Here is a 20,206-nt window from a genome sequence, read left to right on the forward strand (position 1 = left end):
GGAATTTCTACAATGACTCACCCAGCCAGTCGCATGGTGACGCCCAATGGTCAGGTTGCATTGATTACCGGTGCCAACACCGGCATAGGCCGTGTCACCGCCACCACGCTCGCTTTGCAGGGCTACCATGTCTTTTTGGCCTGCCGAAACCAGTCGAAAACTGAGGAGGTTCTGCGGGATATCCAGCAGCGCAGCGGCGGTACCGCCAAGGCGGAATTTGTATCGCTGGACCTGGGAGATTTGAATTCGGTACAGGCTTGCGCACAGCATTTTTTGAACAAGAAAATGCCCCTGAACCTGCTCATCAACAATGCAGGGTTGGCGGGCAACAAGGGCTTGTCGAGCTCAGGATTTGAGCTCACCTTCGGCGTGTGCCATTTGGGCCATTTTTTATTGACCCAATTGCTGATGCCTGCATTGAAAGCAGCCCCCTCAGCCCGCATCGTGGTGGTGTCCAGCCGTGCGCACTTGCGGGTTAAGGGGTTGGACTTTGACAGCCTAAGGCAGCCCACGCAAAGCCCGGGTGGCTTGAAGGAGTACTGTCAGGCCAAACTGGCCAACATGCTGTTTGTCAAAGGGCTGGCCAAACGCTTAAAGGGCACGGGCATCACGGCGTATGCATTGCACCCCGGCGTGGTTGCAACCGAGGTGTGGCGAAGTGTTCCCGGTTTTTTACAGCCGCTCATCAAGCTGTTCATGATTTCGCCCGAGGACGGCGCGCAAACCACCTTGTACTGCGCCACCAGCCCGCAAGCAGCGGGGCAGTCCGGTTTGTATTACGACCGCTGCAAGCCGGTAAGGTATTCTCAGGCAGCCGACGACGAAGCGCTGGTTGAACGGTTGTGGGCCGAGTCCGAAGCCTGGGTTGCACAATACACCACCGTTTGAGGGCTGCAGGCTGTGAGTGAAGTGGTTTTTCCCATCACCTACACACGCACGTTGGCGCGGGAACAAGGCCTGGACCACAAAGGGCAATTGGCGTTGCTTCGGGGCACGCGGCTCACGCCCCGTGACTTGGTGGAACTCAACACCCACATCGATGCGGATACGCAGGCCACGATTGTGCGCAATGCGCTGCAACTGAGTGGCAACCCCGCACTGGGGTTGCGTTGGGGGGCCAACCTGCATTTGGCAGCCCATGGCCCTTTGGGCACTGCCATTGCCTCATCGCCAACCCTGGGCCAAGCCTGGAAAGCCACCGAGAAATTTCACGACATACGCGGCGGCTTTGCCCGTATGGAAGGCCATGTGGGCAACGACCATTTCGCGGTCATCGTCCGCATGGCGGTTCCCCTGGATGAAGTGGGGCGCTTTTTCTGTGAGGCTGTGTTGGCCACCATGGTCAATCACTTGGGCATGATCATTGGTCGCCCCAGCCCGGCCATTCGGATTGAATTGGCCTATCCGGCACCCGCCTACACAGCAGAATACGTGCATTACCTGCGTGCACCCTGCCAGTTCGATCGGCCTCAAACCAAGATTGTGGTGCCGGCAGGCCTGGCACTGATGCCCAACCCCATGGCGGACCTGGAAACCTACGCCTTGGCACTGGCGCGCTGTGAGCAACTGTTGCTGGAACAGCAGCGTCCTCAAGGCTGGTCTGCACGGGTTACCGAAATTCTTCGCTCCAATCCAGGTCAAATCTGGACCTGTGAGCAGGTCGCCCGCCACTTTCACGCTTCATCGCGAACCCTCATGCGCAATCTGCGTTCGGAGGGCACCACTTACCAGCGGTTGCGTGATGCTGAACTGGCTCGTCAAGCGCAAATCAGTTTGCAGACAGGCAACCACACGGTGGAGTCGGTGGCCCTCAGCCTGGGGTATCAGGAGGTGTCCAATTTCCGCCGGGCGTTCAAGCGCTGGTTCGGCATGTCACCCCAGGAATACCAGGCTCAATATCGGCAGTAATGTCGCTATTTACCCCCATGCTGTCGAGCTTTGCCCTTGGCCTTTGACGACCACCACGCCAACATGGCTGCATGAGCCTGTTTGCCAAAGTCATCACCCTGTTTCTTCGCTTGTGCCAGCGTCGCCTCTTGCAAGCCACCAACCCCCATGTGGTGTGGCGGGTGGGTGCATTCATGACCCGCCTGTTGCACACCCTGTCCAAGCCACCGGCGCAGTGCACGCACCACGCCATTCAAGTGCAGCACATTCCGGTGGAGGTGATAGAAAACCACCGGCCAGTGGCCAACGACCGTCTGGTATTGCTCTACCTGCACGGCGGTGGTTTTGCGTTTGGCAGTGCGCGGGATTTCCGCCATTTTGTTGGCCGTTTGTGTCAGCGGGCTGGCATTGCCACAGCCTGGGTGCCCGACTACACCTTGATGGACCAATCGCCGTTTCCAGCCGGTTTGAACGATGTTGTCGCGGTGTGGAAAGCCTTGCTGGAACAACACGCACCCGAGGACTTGGTATTGGCCGGGGACTCTGCCGGTGGCAACCTCAGCATGGCCCTGTGCCATGCATTGATTGAGCAAGGCTTGCCATTGCCCAGCCGTGTATTTCTCAGCTCACCGTGGCTGGACCCATCACTGGCCATGAGCGATACCCGCCCGGAAGTGGTTGATGCATTTTTGGGTGCGGACGAAATCAAAGCCCGGGCGTGGTTAAAACGCATGTTCGCCGACCCGTATGTGGGCAACGTCGATCGACAGCAAAACAAGGTGTCCCCCTTGTTGGGCAGCTTGCAATCATTTCCACCGGTGTACGTGCAATGCGGTGCTCGCGAGTTGTTCATGGTCGACAGTTTGCAACTGGTGCAAAAGGCGCGCAGCGCAGGGCATGAATGCCACGTTGATGTGTGGTTGGACATGTTTCATGATTTTTTGCTGTTTGCCCCCCGCTTGCCTGAAGGCCGCAGTGCCCTGAAGGCTGCCGCCAGTTGGCTGGGGCAGGGCACCATACAACGACCACCGGAATACCTGCATCGCATCCGCCAGCTCAGCAGTCTGCCCACTGTTCATCCCTAACCCCCAGCATTTCATCGCCCCACGAGACCACCATGTACACCACTTATTTCAATGAAACCCACGAGGAAGTTCGCCGCAACGTGCGCCGTTTTGTCGAGCGCCATGTCAGCCCTGGTATTCAGGACTGGGAGGAGGCTGGCACCTTTCCGCGCGAGCTGTACACACTGGCCGGTGAGGCTGGCATCCTGGGTGTTGGCTACCCCGAGGCATTGGGTGGCAACTCCGAAGGCGATGTGTTCATGATGCTGGTGGTGACCGAAGAACTGCTGCGCGCAGGCTCGGGCGGTTTTTTTTCCAGCCTGATGTCCCATGGCATAGCATTGCCACCCATTGCGAAGTGGGGCAGTGACGCCATGAAGCAGCGGGTTGTGCCTGAGGTGTTGCGCGGTGAAAGAATTATTTCGCTGGCTGTGACTGAGCCGGGCGGTGGATCGGATGTGGCCAATTTGACCACCCGTGCGGTGGACTGTGGTGACCATTACAAAGTGTCGGGCTCAAAAACCTACATCACCTCGGGCATTCGCGCGGACTACTACACTGTGGCCGTACGCACCGGCGGGGAAGGGTATGGCGGGGTGAGCATGTTGTTGATGGAGAAAGGCATGCCCGGTTTCACCACGGGCCAGCCTTTGAAAAAAATGGGCTGGTGGTGCAGCGACACTGCCGAGCTTTTTTTCGACAATGTGGTGGTGCCCAAAAGCAACTTGATTGGTCAGGAAAACTGTGGCTTTCTGATGATCATGAACAATTTTGAAAGTGAGCGTTTGGGCTTGGCGTGTTATGCCAACATGATGTCCGAGCTCGCCTTGAATGCTGCGATCGACTATGCCAAAAACAGAACCACCTTTGGCAAGCCTTTGTCCAAGCACCAAGTGATTCGCCACAAAATCGCCGACATGGCCACCCAACTGGAAGCCAGCCGCGAGTTCACGTATCGCGTGGCAGCCCGCATGCACGCTGGAAAAAATGCATTGAAAGAAGTCTCCATGGCGAAAAACTTTGCCACCAAAACCTCAGACTTCATCACCTACGAAGCGGTTCAAATTTTTGGTGGCATGGGCTACATGCGTGAATCACTGGTGGAGCGCTTGTATCGCGACAACCGAATTGCCTCCATTGGTGGCGGCACGTATGAAATCATGAACGAGATCATTGGCAAACAATTGGGCCTGTAAGGAGCAAACCCCATGCAACTGGATTACCCGGTCAAATACCTTGTGCATCACCTGGCGAACATTCGCAGCATGGGCATGGCGGCTGTTCGCAATGCCAATCCCGTTACGCGGCCCTCCCGGTTACCCGCATTGCCGGTGCATTTGGAGCAAAGCGTACGGCCCATGTCCGACGCGCTGGTTAACAGCTATGTGGAATGGAGCGGTGCCGACACGGACCGCTACGATGGCGAAATTCCCCCCCATTTTTGCAGCCACTTCGCCATGCCCATGCTGGCCAATTTGGGTTCCTTGGCGCCCTACAATTTGCTGGCTTTGTTGAACCAGGGTTTGCGCATGGAAATCCACCAACCATTGCCGCGCGGGCAAGGCCTGCACTTGTCGGGCAGCTTGATGGATGTGAGTGTGGAACCAGACCGTGTGCGCATTCACACCCAGGTGCGGGTGTCGACTGCCGCGCGCGAAATGGCCATGGTCATCGACAGTTATTCCACCGTGCCCCAAGGCAAATCGAAGTCCAAAAAGCCCACCAGCAAACCGGCCGATGAGGAAGCGTTCACCACGGTGGGCCGTTGGAGCGCCGAGTTTCACGATGGCTTGAACTTTGCGATGTTGACCGGTGACTTCAACCCCATTCACACCTGGCCCGCAGTGGGGCGGCGCAGCCGCTTCAAGACCCTCATTTTGCATGGCTTTGGGCAACTCGCCCGCACCCATGAGTGTGTGCAAAACGCAGGCTACACGATTGCTGCGCTGGATGTGCGCTGGATTAAACCGCTCACCCTGCCCAATGCCGACCTGGCCGTGCAGGTGGGCACAAAGGCTGACTTTGAGGGCTGGCGCAGCCTTCGGCTGATGGCCCAGGATGGAAGCCTGCACATGGTGGGCCGCTTTTTGGAACGCAGCCTGGAGCAGCGCGCATGAGTACGCCCAATACCGTGGTGTTGGTGGCGGGTGCACGCACCCCGTTTCTGGATTCTGGTGGTGCTTATTCGCCCCTCATGACGTATGAGCTGGCCGCTCAATCGATTGCAGGCTTGGTGGCCAAAACCCGCGTGGATATAGGCCGCATCGGCATGGTGACCATGGGCACGGTGCTGCATGAAATCGAAACCTCCAATGTGGCTCGCGAAAGCATGCTCACCGCCGGATTGCCGGCCACCATTCCGGCGTACACCACGTCCATGGCGGGCTTGTCGGCCAGTGTGGGGTTTGCCAATTTGTGCGACATGATTGCCTTGGGACGTATCGAAGCAGGCATTGCAGGTGGTGTGGAAAGTTTTTCGGATATTCCCATTCGTTTCTCCCAAACCATTCGCCGTGCCGCCATGAAAGTGCGGCAGGACAGCTCTGCCAAAAATATTCTCAAACTGGTGGCCGCCTTGCGCCCTCGCGATCTGCTTCCGGAAATGCCCAAGGGCACCGACTTCACCACCAAAAAAGTGATGGGCGTGTGTGCCGAAGCCATGGTGAAAAAGTTTTCAGTGTCGCGCGCTGACTGCGATGCGTTCACTGAGCGCAGTCATCAACGGGCCTTGGCAGCCATTGCGGAAGGGCGATATGCAGACGACATTGTGCCGGTTCATGTGCCCAGCCTGAACACCACGGTGACCCACGATGACACCCCTCGTGCAGACTGCACACAGGAAAAGTTGGTCAAGATGAAACCCATCTTTGACAAAGCACAGGGCGTGATTACAGCGGCTGGTTCATCGCGATTTACCGACGGTTCAGCCGCCGTGTTGGTGACCAGCCAGAAGGCTGCGCAGTCCATGGACCTGACGCCCAAAGCCGTGGTCGTCGATTACCAGTTTTCCGCCGTTAAAGACCTGGAAACCGAAATGTTACTCGGCCCAGCAGTCACCATCCCCAAGTTGTTGGCACGCCATGGTTTGCGCATGGACGACATTGGCGTGTGGGAATTGCACGAGGCCTTTGCGGCCCAAATTCTGGTAAATGTGGCCTGCATGGCCCGGCCTGAGTTTGCCGACGAATACCATTCAGGCACAGTCCCGGGCCAGTTGCCGCTGGATCGATTGAATGCCTGGGGTGGTTCCTTGGCGTTGGGCAATCCGTTTGCAGCCACTGGCATTCGCCTGTTGAGCACGGCTGCCAATCGACTGCAGGCCGAGGGGCAGCGCTATGCGGTGGTGTCCAGTTGTGCTGGTGGGGGTCTGGGTGCGGCCATTTTGCTCAAGAATCCCAACGCGTAGTGGGGCATTGTCCGTGCAGAGTTGTTGATTTGATTACACTGTGCAGACGCAACACTGAAATTCTTTCGTACCCAGGTCCGCTAAATCATGAGCAACGCCCCAGCCATCAACCCCTTGTCCACCTACGAAAACGACACACTGGTGTCGCAATATGCGGAGTTCCATTACGGCGACCCGGCGTTTGGTGTTCCCAATTTCGCCAAGGCCATGGCCGACCTTGCTGCTGCTGCGCATATTCGCCATGGCAATGGCAGCAACGGCAGGGCCATGGACCTGGGTTGTGCCACCGGGCGCTCCAGTTTTGAATTGGCCAAGGTGTTCAACACAGTGATCGGCATCGACTTTTCGGCCATGCTGATCCAGGTGGGTACACGGCTATTGGAAACGGGTTCTGTTCGCTACACCATGCCCGACGAAGGTGAGTTGGTGAGCTACCACGAGCGCCGCCTCGATGACTTGGGCCTGGCCGATGCCGCCAAGCGGGTCGAGTTTTGGCAAGGGGATGCCTGCAACTTGAAAGGCCACTTCACCGGTTTTGATTTGATTCTTGCGGCCAACCTGATTGACCGACTGTATTCGCCTAGACGATTCCTGGACGATGTGGCCTCACGCCTTAACCCGGGCGGCTTGCTGGTGCTGGGGTCACCCTACACCTGGATGGAAGACTACACACCGCGTGCCGAGTGGATTGGCGGGTTTAAAAAAGATGGTGAGTCCTACACCACGCTGGATGGCTTGAAAGACATTCTGGGCTCACAGTTTGAGCTTGTTCAGGGGCCGCAAGCCGTGCCGTTTGTGATTCGGGAAACTCGTCGGAAACACCAGCACACCCTGAGTGAAGTCACTGTGTGGAAGCGGCGGTGATGGACTTTGCCTTATCGGCAAAGCCCATCGACACAGCTCTCCGCGTAATGTCAGCGGGGAATGCCTTTTCCACCCGCAGGCAATGGATATTGCGCCATGTTCAGTTCCATGGCCAGAAAAGAGTAGTACCCACAAATGCCCGCCAAATCCACCACGCCCTGTTGACCAAAGCGCTCTTCGGCCGCTGCATAGGTTTTGTCCGACACTGATTTGTTGTGATTCAATTCCCATGCAAACTGGTAAACCAGCGCTTGGTCAGCATCCATGTCCTTGGGTTTCACGCCCTTGGCAATGGCGTCGGTGGTTTGCTGGCTAATGCCCACTTTGAGCGCGATGGGTTGGTGTACATACCATTCATAATCCTGATCCCAGTTTTTGGCAGTCACCAAAATGGCCAACTCACTCAGTTTGGTTCCAATCGACGGTTTGTATCGAAGGTAGTCCCCCATGGAGCGGGACAGGGTCATCAAGTCCGGCGAGTACATCAATGGTTCAAACGGACCAAACACAGGTGTTTTTCGGGCCTCCAAAAACTTTTCAGCCTCGGCTTTCTGCGCGTCGTTGTAATTGGCTGGATCAATTTTTGGAAGCCGCTGCGCTGCGTGGGCCGCCTGGAACGCTGTGACGGAGGTGAGTGCGATGGCCAGTGTGGTCAAAGCGCTTTTGATGGATGCCCGCATGAATGTCTCCTGAACTCGTTGTTGTGAACTGCCGGTTCATACTACCCGGCCTGTTCTGAAGATCCATCAGGGTATTCATGCAGGTTAAGTTCTAGCGGGCATGCGGGTGTTGTGGAATGTGATGGGGTTCAATGGCGGCGTGGTGATGGGCATGGCCATCTCGGTCGATGGTATGGTGCTTTATCCATTGCGGCGCCAGCGAGCCCACCAGCATGCCCAGCATGCTGGCCAACAGACCAGCGAATTGGGGTGGCCAGAAGGGGTCTTCCGGGCCGAAGATGGACAAGGGCAGCCAGACCATTAGCCCGCAGGCAATCGAAAACAAAGCCCCTTGGTTGGTCGAGCGTTTCCAGAACAAGCCCAAAGTCAGTGGAACAAACGCGACCACCAGTGTGACCTGGTAGGCGTTCTCAACCATCTTGAAGATGCTGGCTTTGGAGTTGATGGCGTAGAGCGTCACCAGAACCGTGAATACCAAGGTCACGATTCGCATCGACAGCAGCAGCTTTCGGTCGGTCATTTGGCCCACCATGGGGCGAAGAATGTTCTCGGTGAAGGTGACGGAGGGCGCCAGCAGCGTGGCCGATGCACAACTCTTGATGGCGGACAGCAGTGCACCAAAGAACATCACTTGCGCAAACAGCGGTGCTTTATCCATGACCAGTGTAGGCAAAATCAGCTGTGGGTCGGTGTTGATCAGCGACGCGACCATGTCGGGTGCAATCAGCGTGGCTGAATACGCCAGAAACATCGGCACGAAGGCAAACAGAAAATAAAGGCTGCCACCCAGCACGGAGCCCCACACCGCAATCTTCTCGGTCTTTGAGGATTGAACCCGCTGGAAAACGTCTTGCTGGGGTATTGAACCGAACATCATGGTGGTCCACGCCGCCACGAAGGCAATGATCGCTTTCAAATCCAGATTGGGCCAGAATTCGAACTTCCCGGCCGAGCGCGCATGGTCAATGACCACACCCACACCGCCCACCATGCCGGAAATTTCGCCACCGATCCATAACATCCCAATCACGATGATGATCATCTGGATGAAGTCGGTGACGGCCACAGCCCACATACCGCCGAAGAAGGTGTAAATCAGAATGGTGGCCGAGCCGATCCACATGCCCGTGACTTTGTCGATGGAGCCACCTGACACCACATTAAACACCAGGCCCAGCGCAGTGATTTGCGCGCCAACCCAGCCCAGGTATGACACCACAACCGCAATGGTGGTGGTCACTTCAACGCCACGCCCAAAACGCTTTTTGTAATAGTCACCGATGGTGAGCAGGTTCATTCGGTACAGTGGGGCTGCGAAAAAAAGGCCGACGATGATGAGGCACATGGATGAGCCAAATGGATCGGCGACGACGCCGTTCAGCCCATCTTTTAGGAATGTGGCCGGTATGCCCAGCACCGTTTCTGATCCGAACCATGTGGCAAACACCGTGGCTGTGACCATGTAAAAGGGCAGATGCCGACCAGCTACGGCAAAATCTTTGGTGTTATGGACGCGTGTTGCTGCCCACAACCCAATGGCAACCGAGATAACCCAGTATCCGATAACGAACCAAAACAGCATGATGGGCAAAATCCGATGAAGAAGTCGATGAATGAGCAACTGACCTGAAGGTCAGGATTATCACTCAACTCGCATCGTGATTTCCAGTGTTCAGTGCTTGACTTCTGGTGGATGCAGTTCATACACTAAATGTGTACATGGCGCAAATTTAGGCAACTCCGCGACGGCTTCGGCTGAATATTCCACGCCCCATACTCACCCTATTTTTTAATAAATACCACAAGGAGCACCATGCGCCTCGGGCTTCAAACGCGGTTGGAAGTGGCCAAATTTCTGCTGGTGTCCTGTTTTGCCGTTACGCTTGGGGCGTGTGCGAAAAGTGCGCATGCCATGACCGCAGACGAATTGGCGTGCGGAGTCAATGACAAGAGTTTTGATAACAGACGTCGAGCGCTTCAAAGCCAGAAAGATGCCGAATACAATGCATGCGCTGCAAGAATCGACCAGATCAACAACACCTTTGCCTGGCACAAGCACTGTGTGGTCAACATCAATGACAAATATCGCCCGCACTTCAAACAAATAGAGGATGAGGGTGCCCGGCACCAAGATGAGGCGCGACGTTGTGTTGTCGCCGCAAAAAACAAGCGTGACACCGATGAAAAACGTGCCAACATTCAGGCCGAATTGAACCGTCGTTCAGAGCAGCAGCAACAAAACCTGCGCGTTGAAAAATACCAGCAGGACATGGCAAAAGGCAACGCCGAACGAGAGGCCTACAATCGCCGTGCTACTCAACTCCAAGCTCAACAAGCTGCTAATCAACAGGCCGAATACCAGCGGCAGCAGTCTGCGCGCAGAGCGTCGGCTGAAACCGCACAACAAAGCCGACAGGACTGGAACAATACCGTGAGCTCAGTTGCGGATATGACCCGAAGTTCTCGCCTAGGCCAAGAACAAAGTCTCGGCGAGGCTGTTGCGCAAACCAACAAAGCGGCCGTTGACTATCAAAAGGAATCTGGCGACCTGGCGCGCATCATTGAAGCGGCCCGTGCTGAGCAGGCACGCATTTCAAGTGCTGCGCGCGAGGTTCGTAGCACAGTCACACTTGAAAACCTCGCGCAGGCAACCGACGCACAGACCACCGCACCGGAATCGTCCGGTGTGCAGTACAGGCGAAGTCGGGATAATCCTCAATCGTCAGGATCTGTTTCAAACAACGGCAGCGTTAATCTGGGCGATAGCAGTGGGGTCAGTTCAGGGCACGACTGTAGCCGCCTGAGCAAGGAACTTGCGCAAATTCGTATCCCTGCCGATGCCCCAGTCCAGCCTCGCCTGGAGACAGTCCTTTATCTGAAAAGTACCGCACTCGACCTAATGGACAGACAGTGCCCCGGCACATCCACTCAAGAAACCCGAGCCAGCTTGACGCGTGACTATGAGGCCGCTGCGCAGGCTTGTAAAAACGCGGGCCTTGCCTGCAAGCCGACTCGTCATTACTGAATTTGAACCCAGCCATTCCAAAGGACGGCATCCACTATGAAATTTTTCTGTCGACTTATGCCGATTGCGTCAGCCGTTATTGCTGGCTGTGCCACGGCGCCACCTCCACCATCTACTCAAATGGGATCGATTGAGACGTATGCGGGTATGGGTTGTCCCCAAATGCGTGCCGAGTTGGAGACAGTCACAGCTTGGCAACGGCACCACACGGAGATGAACGCGTATATGGAAGATCAGGCATCGTTCATGCGCACATTGGATGTTTTTTCAACGGCGCTGACCGCCGTGGGTAGCGTGGTTGACCCTTCGATGGCCAGCATATACCAAGAGACCAACAAGTCCAACGCGTTGAGCACCGCGCAGACAGAGAATGCGCAGGCGCAGGCTGCAGTTCACCAACAAGGGGTTTCAAAGCGGCAGGAAGCACTGCGGCAGCTTTTAGTCATCAAAGGCTGCAATTGACGCCGGTTTTTGGGAATAACTTGCAGTTCCCCATGTCTTGGCCAATCAAATTCCACAGCAGTAATGAAGCGTGTTGCCGCAGAACAATAAAAAAGCCCGGTTTAAAACCGGGCTTTTTCGTATTTGGTTGCGGGGGCAGGATTTGAACCTACGACCTTCGGGTTATGAGCCCGACGAGCTGCCAGACTGCTCCACCCCGCGTCTGTTGAGAACGAAACTATAGCGCGTTTCCAAGTTTGTTGCAAGTGCACATGTCCGGAAATGTGAATAAATCCCTGCTCAAGTCCGCTATCCTCTTGAATCTTTTCCACAAAAAATTTTTATCGTGCTTCGTTCAGCGCTCAAGAAAACCCTGATGTCCCCGGTGGTGCTCAAGCACCTCATGAATCTGTATGCGCCTTTGCGGGGCGCGAGCATTCGCGTGAAAGACATCGCACCCGATTATTCTCGCCTGGTGGTTGAAATGCCGCTCACCCGCCGCAACAAAAACGCAGTGGGTACTCAGTTTGGTGGCTCACTGTATGCCATGGCGGACCCGTTTTACATGTTGTTGCTGATGCAGCGGTTGGGCAATCGCTACCTCGTGTGGGATCAAGAGGCCACCATTCGGTTTGTGGCACCGGGCAAAGGCCTGGTGCGTGGCGTCTACGAAATCACTGAGGCCCAGCTGAGTGAGATCGCGGCGCAAGCCGCTGATGGTCGGAAGGTGTTGTACACTTTCCACGCCCAAATCACCCATGCCGATGGCAGCGTGGTGGCCGAGGTTCAAAAGGTTTTGTACATTCGGCTTAAACCCGAGTTCAGACCGGGTCATCCATCTTCCAATAACCGCTCATAACGGGGTTTGAACATGTCGCAGTCAAATTCTTCCGAGTACGCCCACCTCCCTGTTTGGCCCGAGGCCGACACCCCCTGTGTCGGTTTCTGTTCCACCAACCTCGGCGACGATGTCTGCATGGGGTGCGGTCGAACGCTCGACGAGGTGGATGGGTGGCTGTTCAAGTCAGACCAAGAGAAAGAAGCGGTTTGGGCTCGCATTCAAGCCGCGGGCGTGGGTTATCGCTGGCAAAAAAATTGAGTTGACGGCTGGGTGTTCCACCCACTTCAAGGGGTTAGAGGTGTTGCTCAGTTTTTAATCAAGTTAGTAAAAACACCGCGAAATCAATCGACTGAAATTCTTATCCACAAAAAATGAAGAACGTTTTCCCCGCTTTGTGTGGATAACTGTTACCGCCAATTGGGGATGTGTTGGCGCGCATGCAGTCATACACTAAAGAGGTCTCCAGTCCTGTCGGGGCTTTTCAGACCGCGGTGCCAGCCTTGTGCAGGCGCCGCATTTTTTTGCATGGGGGCCAGTCCAACATCCCTGTTGCTACTCGGCTCATAACGTGGTTACAATGCGCCATCGGTTTTAAATGCCCAGCAGCGCAGCAAGAATTATCAAAGCGCTCCCCTTCCGCACCTTTACTTCCCCGGCGGTCGGGTCACCCGGCAGTGTTTCCCAACCTTTGGTTCACAATCTATCTTGAAGAGAGTCCGCGTGGATGGATCCCCAGCGCGCTAAAAACATATTAGAAGCGGCATTGCTGTGTGCAGTAGAGCCCATCGCCCTGAAAGAATTGTCACGCCTGTTTGAAGACACGCTGGACAATGCCGTCCTCAATACCCTGCTGGAGGACTTGCGCCGGGACTGGACTCACCGTGGCCTTGAATTGGTTCAACTCAAAACAGGGTGGCGCTTTCAAACCCGAGATGACGTGAAGCGTTATCTCGAGATGATGAATCCCGAGAAACCGCCCAAATATTCCCGGGCAACACTCGAGACCTTGGCCATCATTGCCTACAAGCAACCCGTGACCCGGGGTGATATCGAATCCATCCGGGGGGTCACGGTGTCTTCGCAGGTCATGAAAGCCTTGGAAGACCGCGGCTGGATCGAGGCAATTGGCCATCGAGACGCACCTGGACGCCCCGCGCTGTGGGGTACCACCAGCCAGTTTTTGGCCGACCTGAATTTGATGAGCCTGGCCGACCTACCACCACTGGACAGTGAAAAAGACCAGTTGATGGCCGATGAATTGCAAAAAGTCATTCCCTTTGAAGGCGATGGCCCCACCACAGAAAACGATGATGAGAACACCACGACGCAAGAAGGCTGACCCCACCACCAAGCCCGCCTGGTTGGAGGGAGCAGAGCCTTCCGAGCAAGCTGAGCGCATGCCTTTGGAGGTGCAGGATGCACCAATGGAGGCAGCCCCTGCCATTGCCCAGGACAATGAACCGGAATGGGCCGAGGTGTTGAGCCAGGTCGAGGGCTTGAAAGCAGGTTTTGAGTCCAAGGCCGGAAAAAACCGCAGCAAACTGAACGTCAGGCTGGATCCCGAGTTGGCCCCCAAGTTGCACAAAGTCTTGGCCGACAGTGGCATGGGCTCCCGCCGCGAAATGGAAGAATTGATCACGGCTGGTCGGGTATCGGTCAACGGTGAGCCTGCACACCTCGGCCAGCGTGTTCTACCCACCGACATGGTCCGCGTGAACGGCAAAATGGTTCAGCGCAAAAACAAGTCCAGACCTCCCCGAGTGTTGATCTACCACAAGCCAGCCGGTGAAATTGTGTCCATGGACGACCCGCAAGGTCGCCCAACGGTCTTCCAGCGCCTGCCAAAAATTTCCAATGCCAAGTGGCTGGCGGTTGGGCGCCTGGACTTCAACACCGAAGGTCTGTTGCTCTTCACCAGCTCTGGCGAGTTGGCCAACCGGCTGATGCACCCCCGCTATGAGGTTCAGCGTGAATACGCTGTGCGCATTCTGGGTGAGTTGTCCGATGAGCAGCGTCAGCAGTTGCTGGATGGCATCACGCTGGACGATGGTCCTGCACAATTTCTGTATGTCGAGCCGGCCGGCGGCGAAGGTGTCAACCGTTGGTACCGTGTTGGCCTGAAAGAAGGGCGCAACCGTGAAGTGCGTCGCATGTTCGAGGCATTGAACCTCACCGTGAGTCGCCTCATTCGCACGCGGTTTGGCGACATCCTCATGCCGTCCACGCTGAAGCGGGGCAAGTGGATGGAAATGGAGGCTTTGGAAGCCATGTCCTGGGTCCAGTCCTTGGGCCTGAAAGTGGACGAGTCTGCCAAAGAAGGTGCCGTGCGCCGTGACATCAAAAACCAGCAGGGTCGAAACGGCAAGCGCCGCAGCCAGCAACCGCTGATTGATCCCGGTTTGGCCATTTCTCAACCCAAAAATTACCTCACGGTGTCGGGTGCCGATGCAGCTGCATCCCGCTCCAACTCCAACCTCTTGTCCAGCGCCACAGCCGGTATGCGGGGTGCCAATGGTGGCCGTGTGGGTCGCTCTGGTGGCAATGCAGGCCGTCCTGGCGCCAATCGAGCCGGTTTCGGCAACGCAAACGGCAATACCAATGGCAATGTGAACGGAAATCGTGCGCCCAACGGCAATAGTGCACCCAATGGCAACAAATCAGCATCGGCTGGGCCCAAGCGGGGCGGCAAGCCAGCCTCGGCTGGCTTTGGTGGCGGCGGTTCAGGTAACCGCTCGGGCAATGCAGCGGGTAATGTGGCTGGCGGTTCGTCCGGCAATGGTGATGCCCGTGGTGGTCAGCGCCGACGCAAGCGTCCTCCCATGGCAGGCTGAGAACGCCGATCGCTGGGGCCAAACCAGCGAAAATGCTTGAAAATTAAGGCGGTTTCCATTACAATTTTGGACTGCCTGAGCCCCAACACAACAATGGGTGTCTCAAATGAAGTGGGCTTTTCAGCCCATTTTTTTTTGGTTTTGCGATTTGAATCAAACTGTTGAACGAGGGTTTGTGCCGCTCAAAGTGAGTTGCCTGCCAACGAAATAGTGAGTGCACTGGGAAAGCAATGGGTGTCATTAATCCGGAAGAATTTGTCGGCAATACCTGGTCGGGCGTGTGGTCCGAGGCCTGGGTCGACCAAGCAGAGGCGGTGATCGTCTCGCTGGGTCTTGAAATTGCAGACATTGAACGCGAGGGCAATGGCCTTTTGCGCATCATGATCGACTCCGCTGATGGTATTTCCGTTGAAGATTGCGAAAAGGTCAGTCACCAGCTCAGTCACTTGTTCACTGTTGAGAACGTGAATTATGAGCGCCTGGAGATTTCTTCCCCAGGTGTCGATCGGGTGTTGCGCCGTGTGCGCGATTTCAACCGTTTTCTGGGTGAAGAGGTGTCCTTGAAATTCAAGCGCGCCATCGACAACCAGAAGCAGTTCAAAGGGTTGCTGCAGAAAGGGGAAAAAACAGCCTGGGGCCTGCTGGTCACGCCCGAAGGCAAGAAAGCCCAGCCCTATCTGCTCGACTTCGAAATCGCCGATCTGGCCGGTGCCCGTTTGGTCCCCCATCTCAAGTTTTAGGAGCCCTGTGATGAGCCGTGAGTTGCTTTTGTTGGTTGACGCCCTGGCGCGTGAAAAGAATGTGGACAAAGACATTGTTTTCGGTGCGCTTGAATTGGCTTTGGCCTCTGCGACCAAAAAACGCTTCGACGAAGAAGTGGACGTGCGCGTGTCGATTGACCGGGTCACGGGCGACTATGAATCGTTCCGCCGCTGGGAAGTGGTCAGCGAGGAAGATTTTTATGATCCCGCCTACCAAGTGCTGTTGGAGCGCGCCAGCGAACAAAATCCGGATATTCAACTGGGTGAGTTTGTCGAAGAAGAGCTCGAGCCCATCGAATTTGGTCGCATTGGCGCCCAGGCGGCCAAGCAGGTTATTTTGCAGCGGGTTCGCGACGCCGAGCGCGAGCAAATCCTGAACGACTTCCTCGACCGCGGTGACAAAATCGTGATTGGTCAGGTCAAGCGCATGGAACGTGGCGACGCCATCGTTGAAAGCGGCCGCATTGAGGCCCGCCTGCCTCGCGACCAGATGATTCCCCGCGAAAGTCTGCGTCCAGGTGATCGCGTGCGTGCTTACCTGTGGAAAGTGGACCGCAATGCGCGTGGTCAGCAAGTCATTCTGTCCCGCACTTCACCCGAGTTCATCAAGGCATTGTTTGCGATGGAAGTGCCTGAAATTGAACAGGGCAACCTGGAGATTAAGGCGGCAGCCCGCGACCCTGGCATGCGCGCAAAAATTGCTGTGCTGGCCCATGACCGCCGCATCGACCCCATTGGCACCTGCGTGGGTGTGCGGGGTTCCCGTGTTCAGGCTGTAACCCAGGAGTTGGGTGGCGAGCGTGTGGACATCGTGTTGTGGTCCGAAGACCCAGCCCAGTTTGTGATTGGTGCCTTGTCTCCAGCCACCGTGCAGTCCATTGTGGTGGATGAAGACCAACACGTGATGGAAGTGGTGGTGGATGAAGCCGAGTTGGCCCAGGCCATTGGTCGCAGTGGGCAGAACGTTCGCTTGGCCTCTGACCTGACCGGTTGGCAGATCAACATCATGACCCCCGAAGAGTCCGCCAAACGCTCCGAGGAAGAAATCGGAAAACTGCGTGAACTCTTCACGTCCAAGCTGGACGTGGATGAAGAAGTGGCCAATATTCTGATTGAAGAGGGTTTCACCGGCCTGGAAGAAGTGGCCTACGTGCCTTTGGCTGAAATGCTGGACATTGAAGCGTTCGATGAGGAAACCGTTGAGGAGCTGCGTACACGCGCCCGCAATGCGCTGTTGACGGAGGCCATCGCCCGCGAAGAAATGGTGGAAGGTGCTGCTGATTTGGCATCCCTCGAAGGCATGGACGCGGAACTGATCGCCAAGCTGGCTGAACACAGTATTTCCGATCGGGACAGCCTGGCGGAATTGGCTGTGGACGAGCTCATGGAAATGACTGGTGTATCCGACGAGCGTGCACGAGACCTGATCATGAAGGCCCGAGCGCACTGGTTTAACTGAACGGAAGGGGGCTCGCACCCAAGGCACTGCGAGAACTGTCTGCGCCGTCCACAAGGCGGTGCGTGATTGGCAAAGGGAATTTGAAGGAAAAGCGTAGATGACCAGTACCACCGTTGCACAGTTTGCAGCCGAATTGAAAATGCCAGCCGATGTATTGCTGGAGCAGTTGAAGTCTGCAGGTGTGAACAAAGCATCCGAGTCCGATGCAGTCACTGAGGCCGACAAAAGCATGCTGCTCGACAGCCTGCGCAAGGCCCACGGTTCTGCAGGTGGCCAGAAAAAGATCACTATCACTCGAAAACAGACCAGCGAAATCAAGCAAGCGGGTCCGGGTGGTCGTGCGCGCACGGTACAGGTTGAAGTTCGTAAAAAGCGCGTGTTTGTTCAGCGCGACGGTGTTCCCGGCGAAGGTACCGAGGCGGCTGCCGAGCCCATGATCGACGCGGCCGAACAAGCCCGTCGTGAGGCTGAGGCCAAGCGCCAAGCCGAGTTGCTGGCACGCCAGGAGGCTGAGCTGAAAGAAAAACAGGCTCGCCTTGAGCAGGAGCGCGAGCGTGAATTGAAGCTTCAGGAAGAAGCCCGTCAGCGTGCCGAAGAAGAACGCCTGGCACACGAAGCCGCTGAAAAGGCCCAGCAGGAAACCGCTGCCGCTGACACAGCCGATGCCGATGCCAGCGCAGACGAAGCTGCCTTGGCAGCCAAAGCCGAGCAAGCCAAAGCCCTCGAAAAGCGTGCCGCGGAAGCCCTGGAGGCCGAACAGAAAGCCAAAAAAGCCGCTGAGGCTGCCGCGCAGGCCAGTGCACAGCAAGAACGTGCCCGTCGTGCGGCCGAAGCTGAAGTTGCAGCCATTAACCGCATGATGCAACAGCCCGCCCGCGTGATGAAAGCGCCGGAAGAGGCCGCTCCCGCGGCTGTAGAACCCGCAAAAACCATCAAAAAGCCTGAAAAAGCCGCTGATGCTGGCGGCGATGATGATCGCAACCGGAAAGGCACCCGCACCTTGGTCGCCAAGGAAGAAGTGGGCAAGCGCCGTGGCGGAGGTTTGAAAACCCGCGGTGACACCACCAGCCTGGGGCGTGGTGGTGCAGCCGCCTGGAAAGGCCCCAAAGGCAAGAACAGCCGTCACCAGCAGGACCAGTCCAGCAACTTCAACCAACCCACTGAACCCGTGGTGAAGGAAGTGCATGTGCCCGAGACCATCACTGTGGGCGAATTGGCCCACAAGATGAGCTTGAAAGCGGCTGAAGTCATCAAGTGCCTGATGAAAATGGGCCAGATGGTGACCATCAACCAGGTGCTGGACCAAGACACAGCGATGATCGTGACCGAAGAACTGGGCCACAAGGCGATTGCTGCCAAGCTGGATGACCCGGAAGCCCTGATCGACGAAATGGGCACTGACCACGCCGAGGCTGAACTGTTGCCTCGCGCTCCAGTGGTGACCGTGATGGGTCACGTGGACCACGGTAAAACATCGCTGCTGGACTACATCCGCCGCACCAAGGTTGCTTCTGGCGAAGCAGGCGGCATTACCCAGCACATTGGTGCCTACCATGTGGAAACACCGCGCGGCATGATCACCTTCCTGGACACCCCAGGTCACGAGGCCTTTACCGCCATGCGTGCCCGTGGTGCCAAGGCGACCGACATTGTGATTTTGGTGGTAGCGGCCGATGACGGCGTGATGCCACAAACCATTGAAGCGATTCACCACGCCAAGGCGGCTGGTGTACCGTTGGTGGTGGCCATGAACAAAATCGACAAGCCCGATGCCAACCCAGAGCGCCTGAAGCAAGAACTGATTACCCATGAAGTGGTGCCGGAAGAATACGGTGGCGAGTCACCCATGATTGCTGTGTCTGCCAAAACTGGCCAGGGCATTGATGACTTGCTGGAAAACGTCCTGTTGCAGGCCGAAGTGCTGGAATTGAAAGCAGCCGTGGACTCACCGGCCAAAGGCTTGGTGGTTGAATCCCGTCTGGACAAGGGTCGCGGCCCTGTGGCCACTGTGTTGATTCAGAGCGGTACCCTCAAGAAGGGTGATGTGGTTCTGGCAGGTTCCGTCTACGGCCGTGTTCGCGCCATGTTGGACGAAAATGCCCGCTCCATCGACAGCGCAGGCCCTTCCATTCCCGTTGAAATTCAGGGTTTGAGCGACGTTCCCGCCGCTGGTGAAGAGGTCATGGTATTGCCCGATGAACGCAAGGCCCGTGAAATTGCCTTGTTCCGCCAGGGCAAGTTCCGCGATGTGAAGCTGGCCAAACAGCAGGCTGCCAAGCTCGAAAACATGTTCGAGCAAATGACCGAGGGCGAAGTCAAGTCACTGGCCATCGTGTTGAAGTCCGATGTTCAGGGTTCTCAGGAAGCCCTGGCCCATGCGCTGTTGAAGCTCTCCACCGACGAGGTGAAGGTCCAAATCGTTCACGCGGCCGTGGGTGGTATCAGCGAATCCGACGTGAACCTGGCGGTTGCATCCAAGGCGGTCATCATCGGCTTTAACACCCGTGCTGACCAAGGTGCCCGCAAAACCGCTGAGAACAACGGTGTGGACATTCGCTACTACAACATCATTTATGACGCTGTGGACGAAATCAAGGCGGCCATGACCGGCATGCTGACCCCGGACAAGAAAGAGGAAATCATCGGCAACGTGGAAATCCGCGAGGTCTACAAAATTTCCAAAGTGGGTGCCGTGGCGGGTTGTATGGTTACCGAAGGCTTGGTGCGTCGCGGTGCCGGCATCCGCCTCCTGCGCGACAACGTGGTCATCTGGACAGGTCAACTGGCCTCGCTCAAGCGTTTCAAGGACGATGCCAAAGAAGTGCGTCAAGGTTTTGAATGTGGTCTGCAGTTGGCCAACTACGACGACATCAAGGTCGGCGACATTCTGGAAGCCTTTGAAGTGAAGGAAGTGGCCCGTACCCTGTAAGCCGCAAGGCTTGCAGAC

At 56.4% G+C, this 20,206-nt stretch carries 18 protein-coding genes and 1 tRNA gene; 16 read left to right on the forward strand and 3 right to left on the reverse strand.

The genetic code is table 11. From position 1 onward, the window contains the following. The first annotated feature begins 12 nt into the window (after positions 1–12). From VGE55_RS03465 to VGE55_RS03495, 7 genes are all read left to right on the forward strand, one after another. Positions 13–888, forward strand: coding sequence for an SDR family oxidoreductase (locus VGE55_RS03465; RefSeq protein WP_331130326.1), 876 nt, complete (start codon positions 13–15; stop codon positions 886–888). A 12-nt stretch (positions 889–900) separates the two neighbouring features. Beyond that, positions 901–1,908, forward strand: coding sequence for an AraC family transcriptional regulator (locus tag VGE55_RS03470; protein WP_331130327.1), 1,008 nt, complete (start codon positions 901–903; stop codon positions 1,906–1,908). Positions 1,909–1,979: 71 nt separating this feature from the next. Continuing rightward, on the forward strand, positions 1,980–2,972 hold the full coding sequence (locus VGE55_RS03475) for an alpha/beta hydrolase (protein ID WP_331130328.1): 993 nt from the start codon (positions 1,980–1,982) through the stop codon (positions 2,970–2,972). Between the two features lie 32 nt (positions 2,973–3,004). Next, positions 3,005–4,147 carry an acyl-CoA dehydrogenase family protein gene (locus VGE55_RS03480; RefSeq protein ID WP_331130329.1) on the forward strand — a complete coding sequence of 381 codons (1,143 nt, stop codon included), beginning with the start codon at positions 3,005–3,007 and terminating at the stop codon, positions 4,145–4,147. A gap of 12 nt (positions 4,148–4,159) precedes the next feature. After that, positions 4,160–5,068 (forward strand): MaoC family dehydratase, encoded by a 909-nt coding sequence (locus VGE55_RS03485; RefSeq protein WP_331130330.1) that lies wholly within the window; start codon positions 4,160–4,162, stop codon positions 5,066–5,068. After that, a complete protein-coding gene (locus tag VGE55_RS03490; RefSeq protein ID WP_331130331.1) occupies positions 5,065–6,357 on the forward strand; it encodes a thiolase family protein in 1,293 nt (430 codons plus the stop codon). Before VGE55_RS03485 ends, VGE55_RS03490 begins: the two co-directional genes overlap by 4 nt. A gap of 87 nt (positions 6,358–6,444) precedes the next feature. Continuing rightward, positions 6,445–7,221 carry a putative 4-mercaptohistidine N1-methyltransferase gene (locus VGE55_RS03495; RefSeq protein ID WP_331130332.1) on the forward strand — a complete coding sequence of 259 codons (777 nt, stop codon included), beginning with the start codon at positions 6,445–6,447 and terminating at the stop codon, positions 7,219–7,221. A 50-nt stretch (positions 7,222–7,271) separates the two neighbouring features. On the opposite strand, the gene VGE55_RS03500 is transcribed toward VGE55_RS03495, so the two are convergent. Together VGE55_RS03500 and VGE55_RS03505 are read right to left on the reverse strand one after the other, a co-directional pair. Next, entirely contained in the window at positions 7,272–7,901 is a 630-nt protein-coding gene (locus VGE55_RS03500; RefSeq protein WP_331130333.1) for a carboxymuconolactone decarboxylase family protein, read from the reverse strand. Positions 7,902–7,992: 91 nt separating this feature from the next. Beyond that, entirely contained in the window at positions 7,993–9,483 is a 1,491-nt protein-coding gene (locus VGE55_RS03505) for a sodium:solute symporter family protein (protein WP_331130334.1), read from the reverse strand. A gap of 231 nt (positions 9,484–9,714) precedes the next feature. Between VGE55_RS03505 and VGE55_RS03510 the strand changes: the two genes are divergently transcribed. Together VGE55_RS03510 and VGE55_RS03515 are read left to right on the forward strand one after the other, a co-directional pair. Next, on the forward strand, positions 9,715–10,926 hold the full coding sequence (locus tag VGE55_RS03510; RefSeq protein ID WP_331130335.1) for a hypothetical protein: 1,212 nt from the start codon (positions 9,715–9,717) through the stop codon (positions 10,924–10,926). Between the two features lie 162 nt (positions 10,927–11,088). Next, on the forward strand, positions 11,089–11,388 hold the full coding sequence (locus tag VGE55_RS03515; RefSeq protein ID WP_331130336.1) for a hypothetical protein: 300 nt from the start codon (positions 11,089–11,091) through the stop codon (positions 11,386–11,388). Between the two features lie 124 nt (positions 11,389–11,512). On the opposite strand, the gene VGE55_RS03520 is transcribed toward VGE55_RS03515, so the two are convergent. Then, positions 11,513–11,589: transfer RNA gene (locus VGE55_RS03520), tRNA-Met, on the reverse strand. 124 nt (positions 11,590–11,713) lie between these two features. Here VGE55_RS03520 and VGE55_RS03525 point away from each other — a divergent pair. The 7 genes from VGE55_RS03525 to infB all read left to right on the forward strand — a co-directional run bounded on the left by VGE55_RS03525 (position 11,714) and on the right by infB (position 20,188). Continuing rightward, the gene (locus VGE55_RS03525) at positions 11,714–12,226 is read left to right on the forward strand and encodes a DUF4442 domain-containing protein (RefSeq protein ID WP_331130337.1); all 513 of its coding nucleotides are present in this window, start codon (positions 11,714–11,716) and stop codon (positions 12,224–12,226) included. A 12-nt stretch (positions 12,227–12,238) separates the two neighbouring features. Next, on the forward strand, positions 12,239–12,466 hold the full coding sequence (locus VGE55_RS03530) for a DUF1289 domain-containing protein (RefSeq protein WP_331130338.1): 228 nt from the start codon (positions 12,239–12,241) through the stop codon (positions 12,464–12,466). A gap of 466 nt (positions 12,467–12,932) precedes the next feature. Beyond that, positions 12,933–13,547 (forward strand): SMC-Scp complex subunit ScpB, encoded by a 615-nt coding sequence (gene scpB, locus VGE55_RS03535; protein ID WP_414674948.1) that lies wholly within the window; start codon positions 12,933–12,935, stop codon positions 13,545–13,547. After that, positions 13,519–15,039, forward strand: coding sequence for a 23S rRNA pseudouridine(2605) synthase RluB (rluB, locus tag VGE55_RS03540; RefSeq protein ID WP_331130339.1), 1,521 nt, complete (start codon positions 13,519–13,521; stop codon positions 15,037–15,039). Before scpB ends, rluB begins: the two co-directional genes overlap by 29 nt. Positions 15,040–15,269: 230 nt before the next feature. Next, entirely contained in the window at positions 15,270–15,779 is a 510-nt protein-coding gene (rimP, locus tag VGE55_RS03545; protein ID WP_331130340.1) for a ribosome maturation factor RimP, read from the forward strand. Between the two features lie 10 nt (positions 15,780–15,789). Beyond that, the gene (gene nusA / locus VGE55_RS03550; protein ID WP_331130341.1) at positions 15,790–17,259 is read left to right on the forward strand and encodes a transcription termination factor NusA; all 1,470 of its coding nucleotides are present in this window, start codon (positions 15,790–15,792) and stop codon (positions 17,257–17,259) included. A gap of 97 nt (positions 17,260–17,356) precedes the next feature. Continuing rightward, positions 17,357–20,188, forward strand: a complete 2,832-nt coding sequence (gene infB / locus VGE55_RS03555; protein WP_331130342.1) for a translation initiation factor IF-2 — start codon at positions 17,357–17,359, stop codon at positions 20,186–20,188. Positions 20,189–20,206: the final 18 nt, after the last annotated feature.

This window comes from Limnobacter sp. (assembly GCF_036405155.1).
Taxonomy (GTDB): domain Bacteria; phylum Pseudomonadota; class Gammaproteobacteria; order Burkholderiales; family Burkholderiaceae_B; genus Limnobacter.

Excerpts from the sequence above, each read along its gene's own strand:
- VGE55_RS03465 (WP_331130326.1), top strand. The coding sequence starts at position 13 with ATGACTCACCCAGCCAGTCGCATGGTGACGCCCAATGGTCAGGTTGCA.
- VGE55_RS03475 (WP_331130328.1), top strand. The coding sequence starts at position 1,980 with ATGAGCCTGTTTGCCAAAGTCATCACCCTGTTTCTTCGCTTGTGCCAG.
- VGE55_RS03480 (WP_331130329.1), top strand. The coding sequence starts at position 3,005 with ATGTACACCACTTATTTCAATGAAACCCACGAGGAAGTTCGCCGCAAC.
- VGE55_RS03485 (WP_331130330.1), top strand. The coding sequence starts at position 4,160 with ATGCAACTGGATTACCCGGTCAAATACCTTGTGCATCACCTGGCGAAC.
- VGE55_RS03490 (WP_331130331.1), top strand. The coding sequence starts at position 5,065 with ATGAGTACGCCCAATACCGTGGTGTTGGTGGCGGGTGCACGCACCCCG.
- VGE55_RS03495 (WP_331130332.1), top strand. The coding sequence starts at position 6,445 with ATGAGCAACGCCCCAGCCATCAACCCCTTGTCCACCTACGAAAACGAC.
- VGE55_RS03500 (WP_331130333.1), bottom strand. The coding sequence starts at position 7,901 with ATGCGGGCATCCATCAAAAGCGCTTTGACCACACTGGCCATCGCACTC.
- VGE55_RS03505 (WP_331130334.1), bottom strand. The coding sequence starts at position 9,483 with ATGCTGTTTTGGTTCGTTATCGGATACTGGGTTATCTCGGTTGCCATT.
- VGE55_RS03510 (WP_331130335.1), top strand. The coding sequence starts at position 9,715 with ATGCGCCTCGGGCTTCAAACGCGGTTGGAAGTGGCCAAATTTCTGCTG.
- VGE55_RS03515 (WP_331130336.1), top strand. The coding sequence starts at position 11,089 with ATGCGTGCCGAGTTGGAGACAGTCACAGCTTGGCAACGGCACCACACG.
- VGE55_RS03530 (WP_331130338.1), top strand. The coding sequence starts at position 12,239 with ATGTCGCAGTCAAATTCTTCCGAGTACGCCCACCTCCCTGTTTGGCCC.
- scpB (WP_414674948.1), top strand. The coding sequence starts at position 12,933 with ATGGATCCCCAGCGCGCTAAAAACATATTAGAAGCGGCATTGCTGTGT.
- rluB (WP_331130339.1), top strand. The coding sequence starts at position 13,519 with ATGAGAACACCACGACGCAAGAAGGCTGACCCCACCACCAAGCCCGCC.
- rimP (WP_331130340.1), top strand. The coding sequence starts at position 15,270 with ATGGGTGTCATTAATCCGGAAGAATTTGTCGGCAATACCTGGTCGGGC.
- nusA (WP_331130341.1), top strand. The coding sequence starts at position 15,790 with ATGAGCCGTGAGTTGCTTTTGTTGGTTGACGCCCTGGCGCGTGAAAAG.
- infB (WP_331130342.1), top strand. The coding sequence starts at position 17,357 with ATGACCAGTACCACCGTTGCACAGTTTGCAGCCGAATTGAAAATGCCA.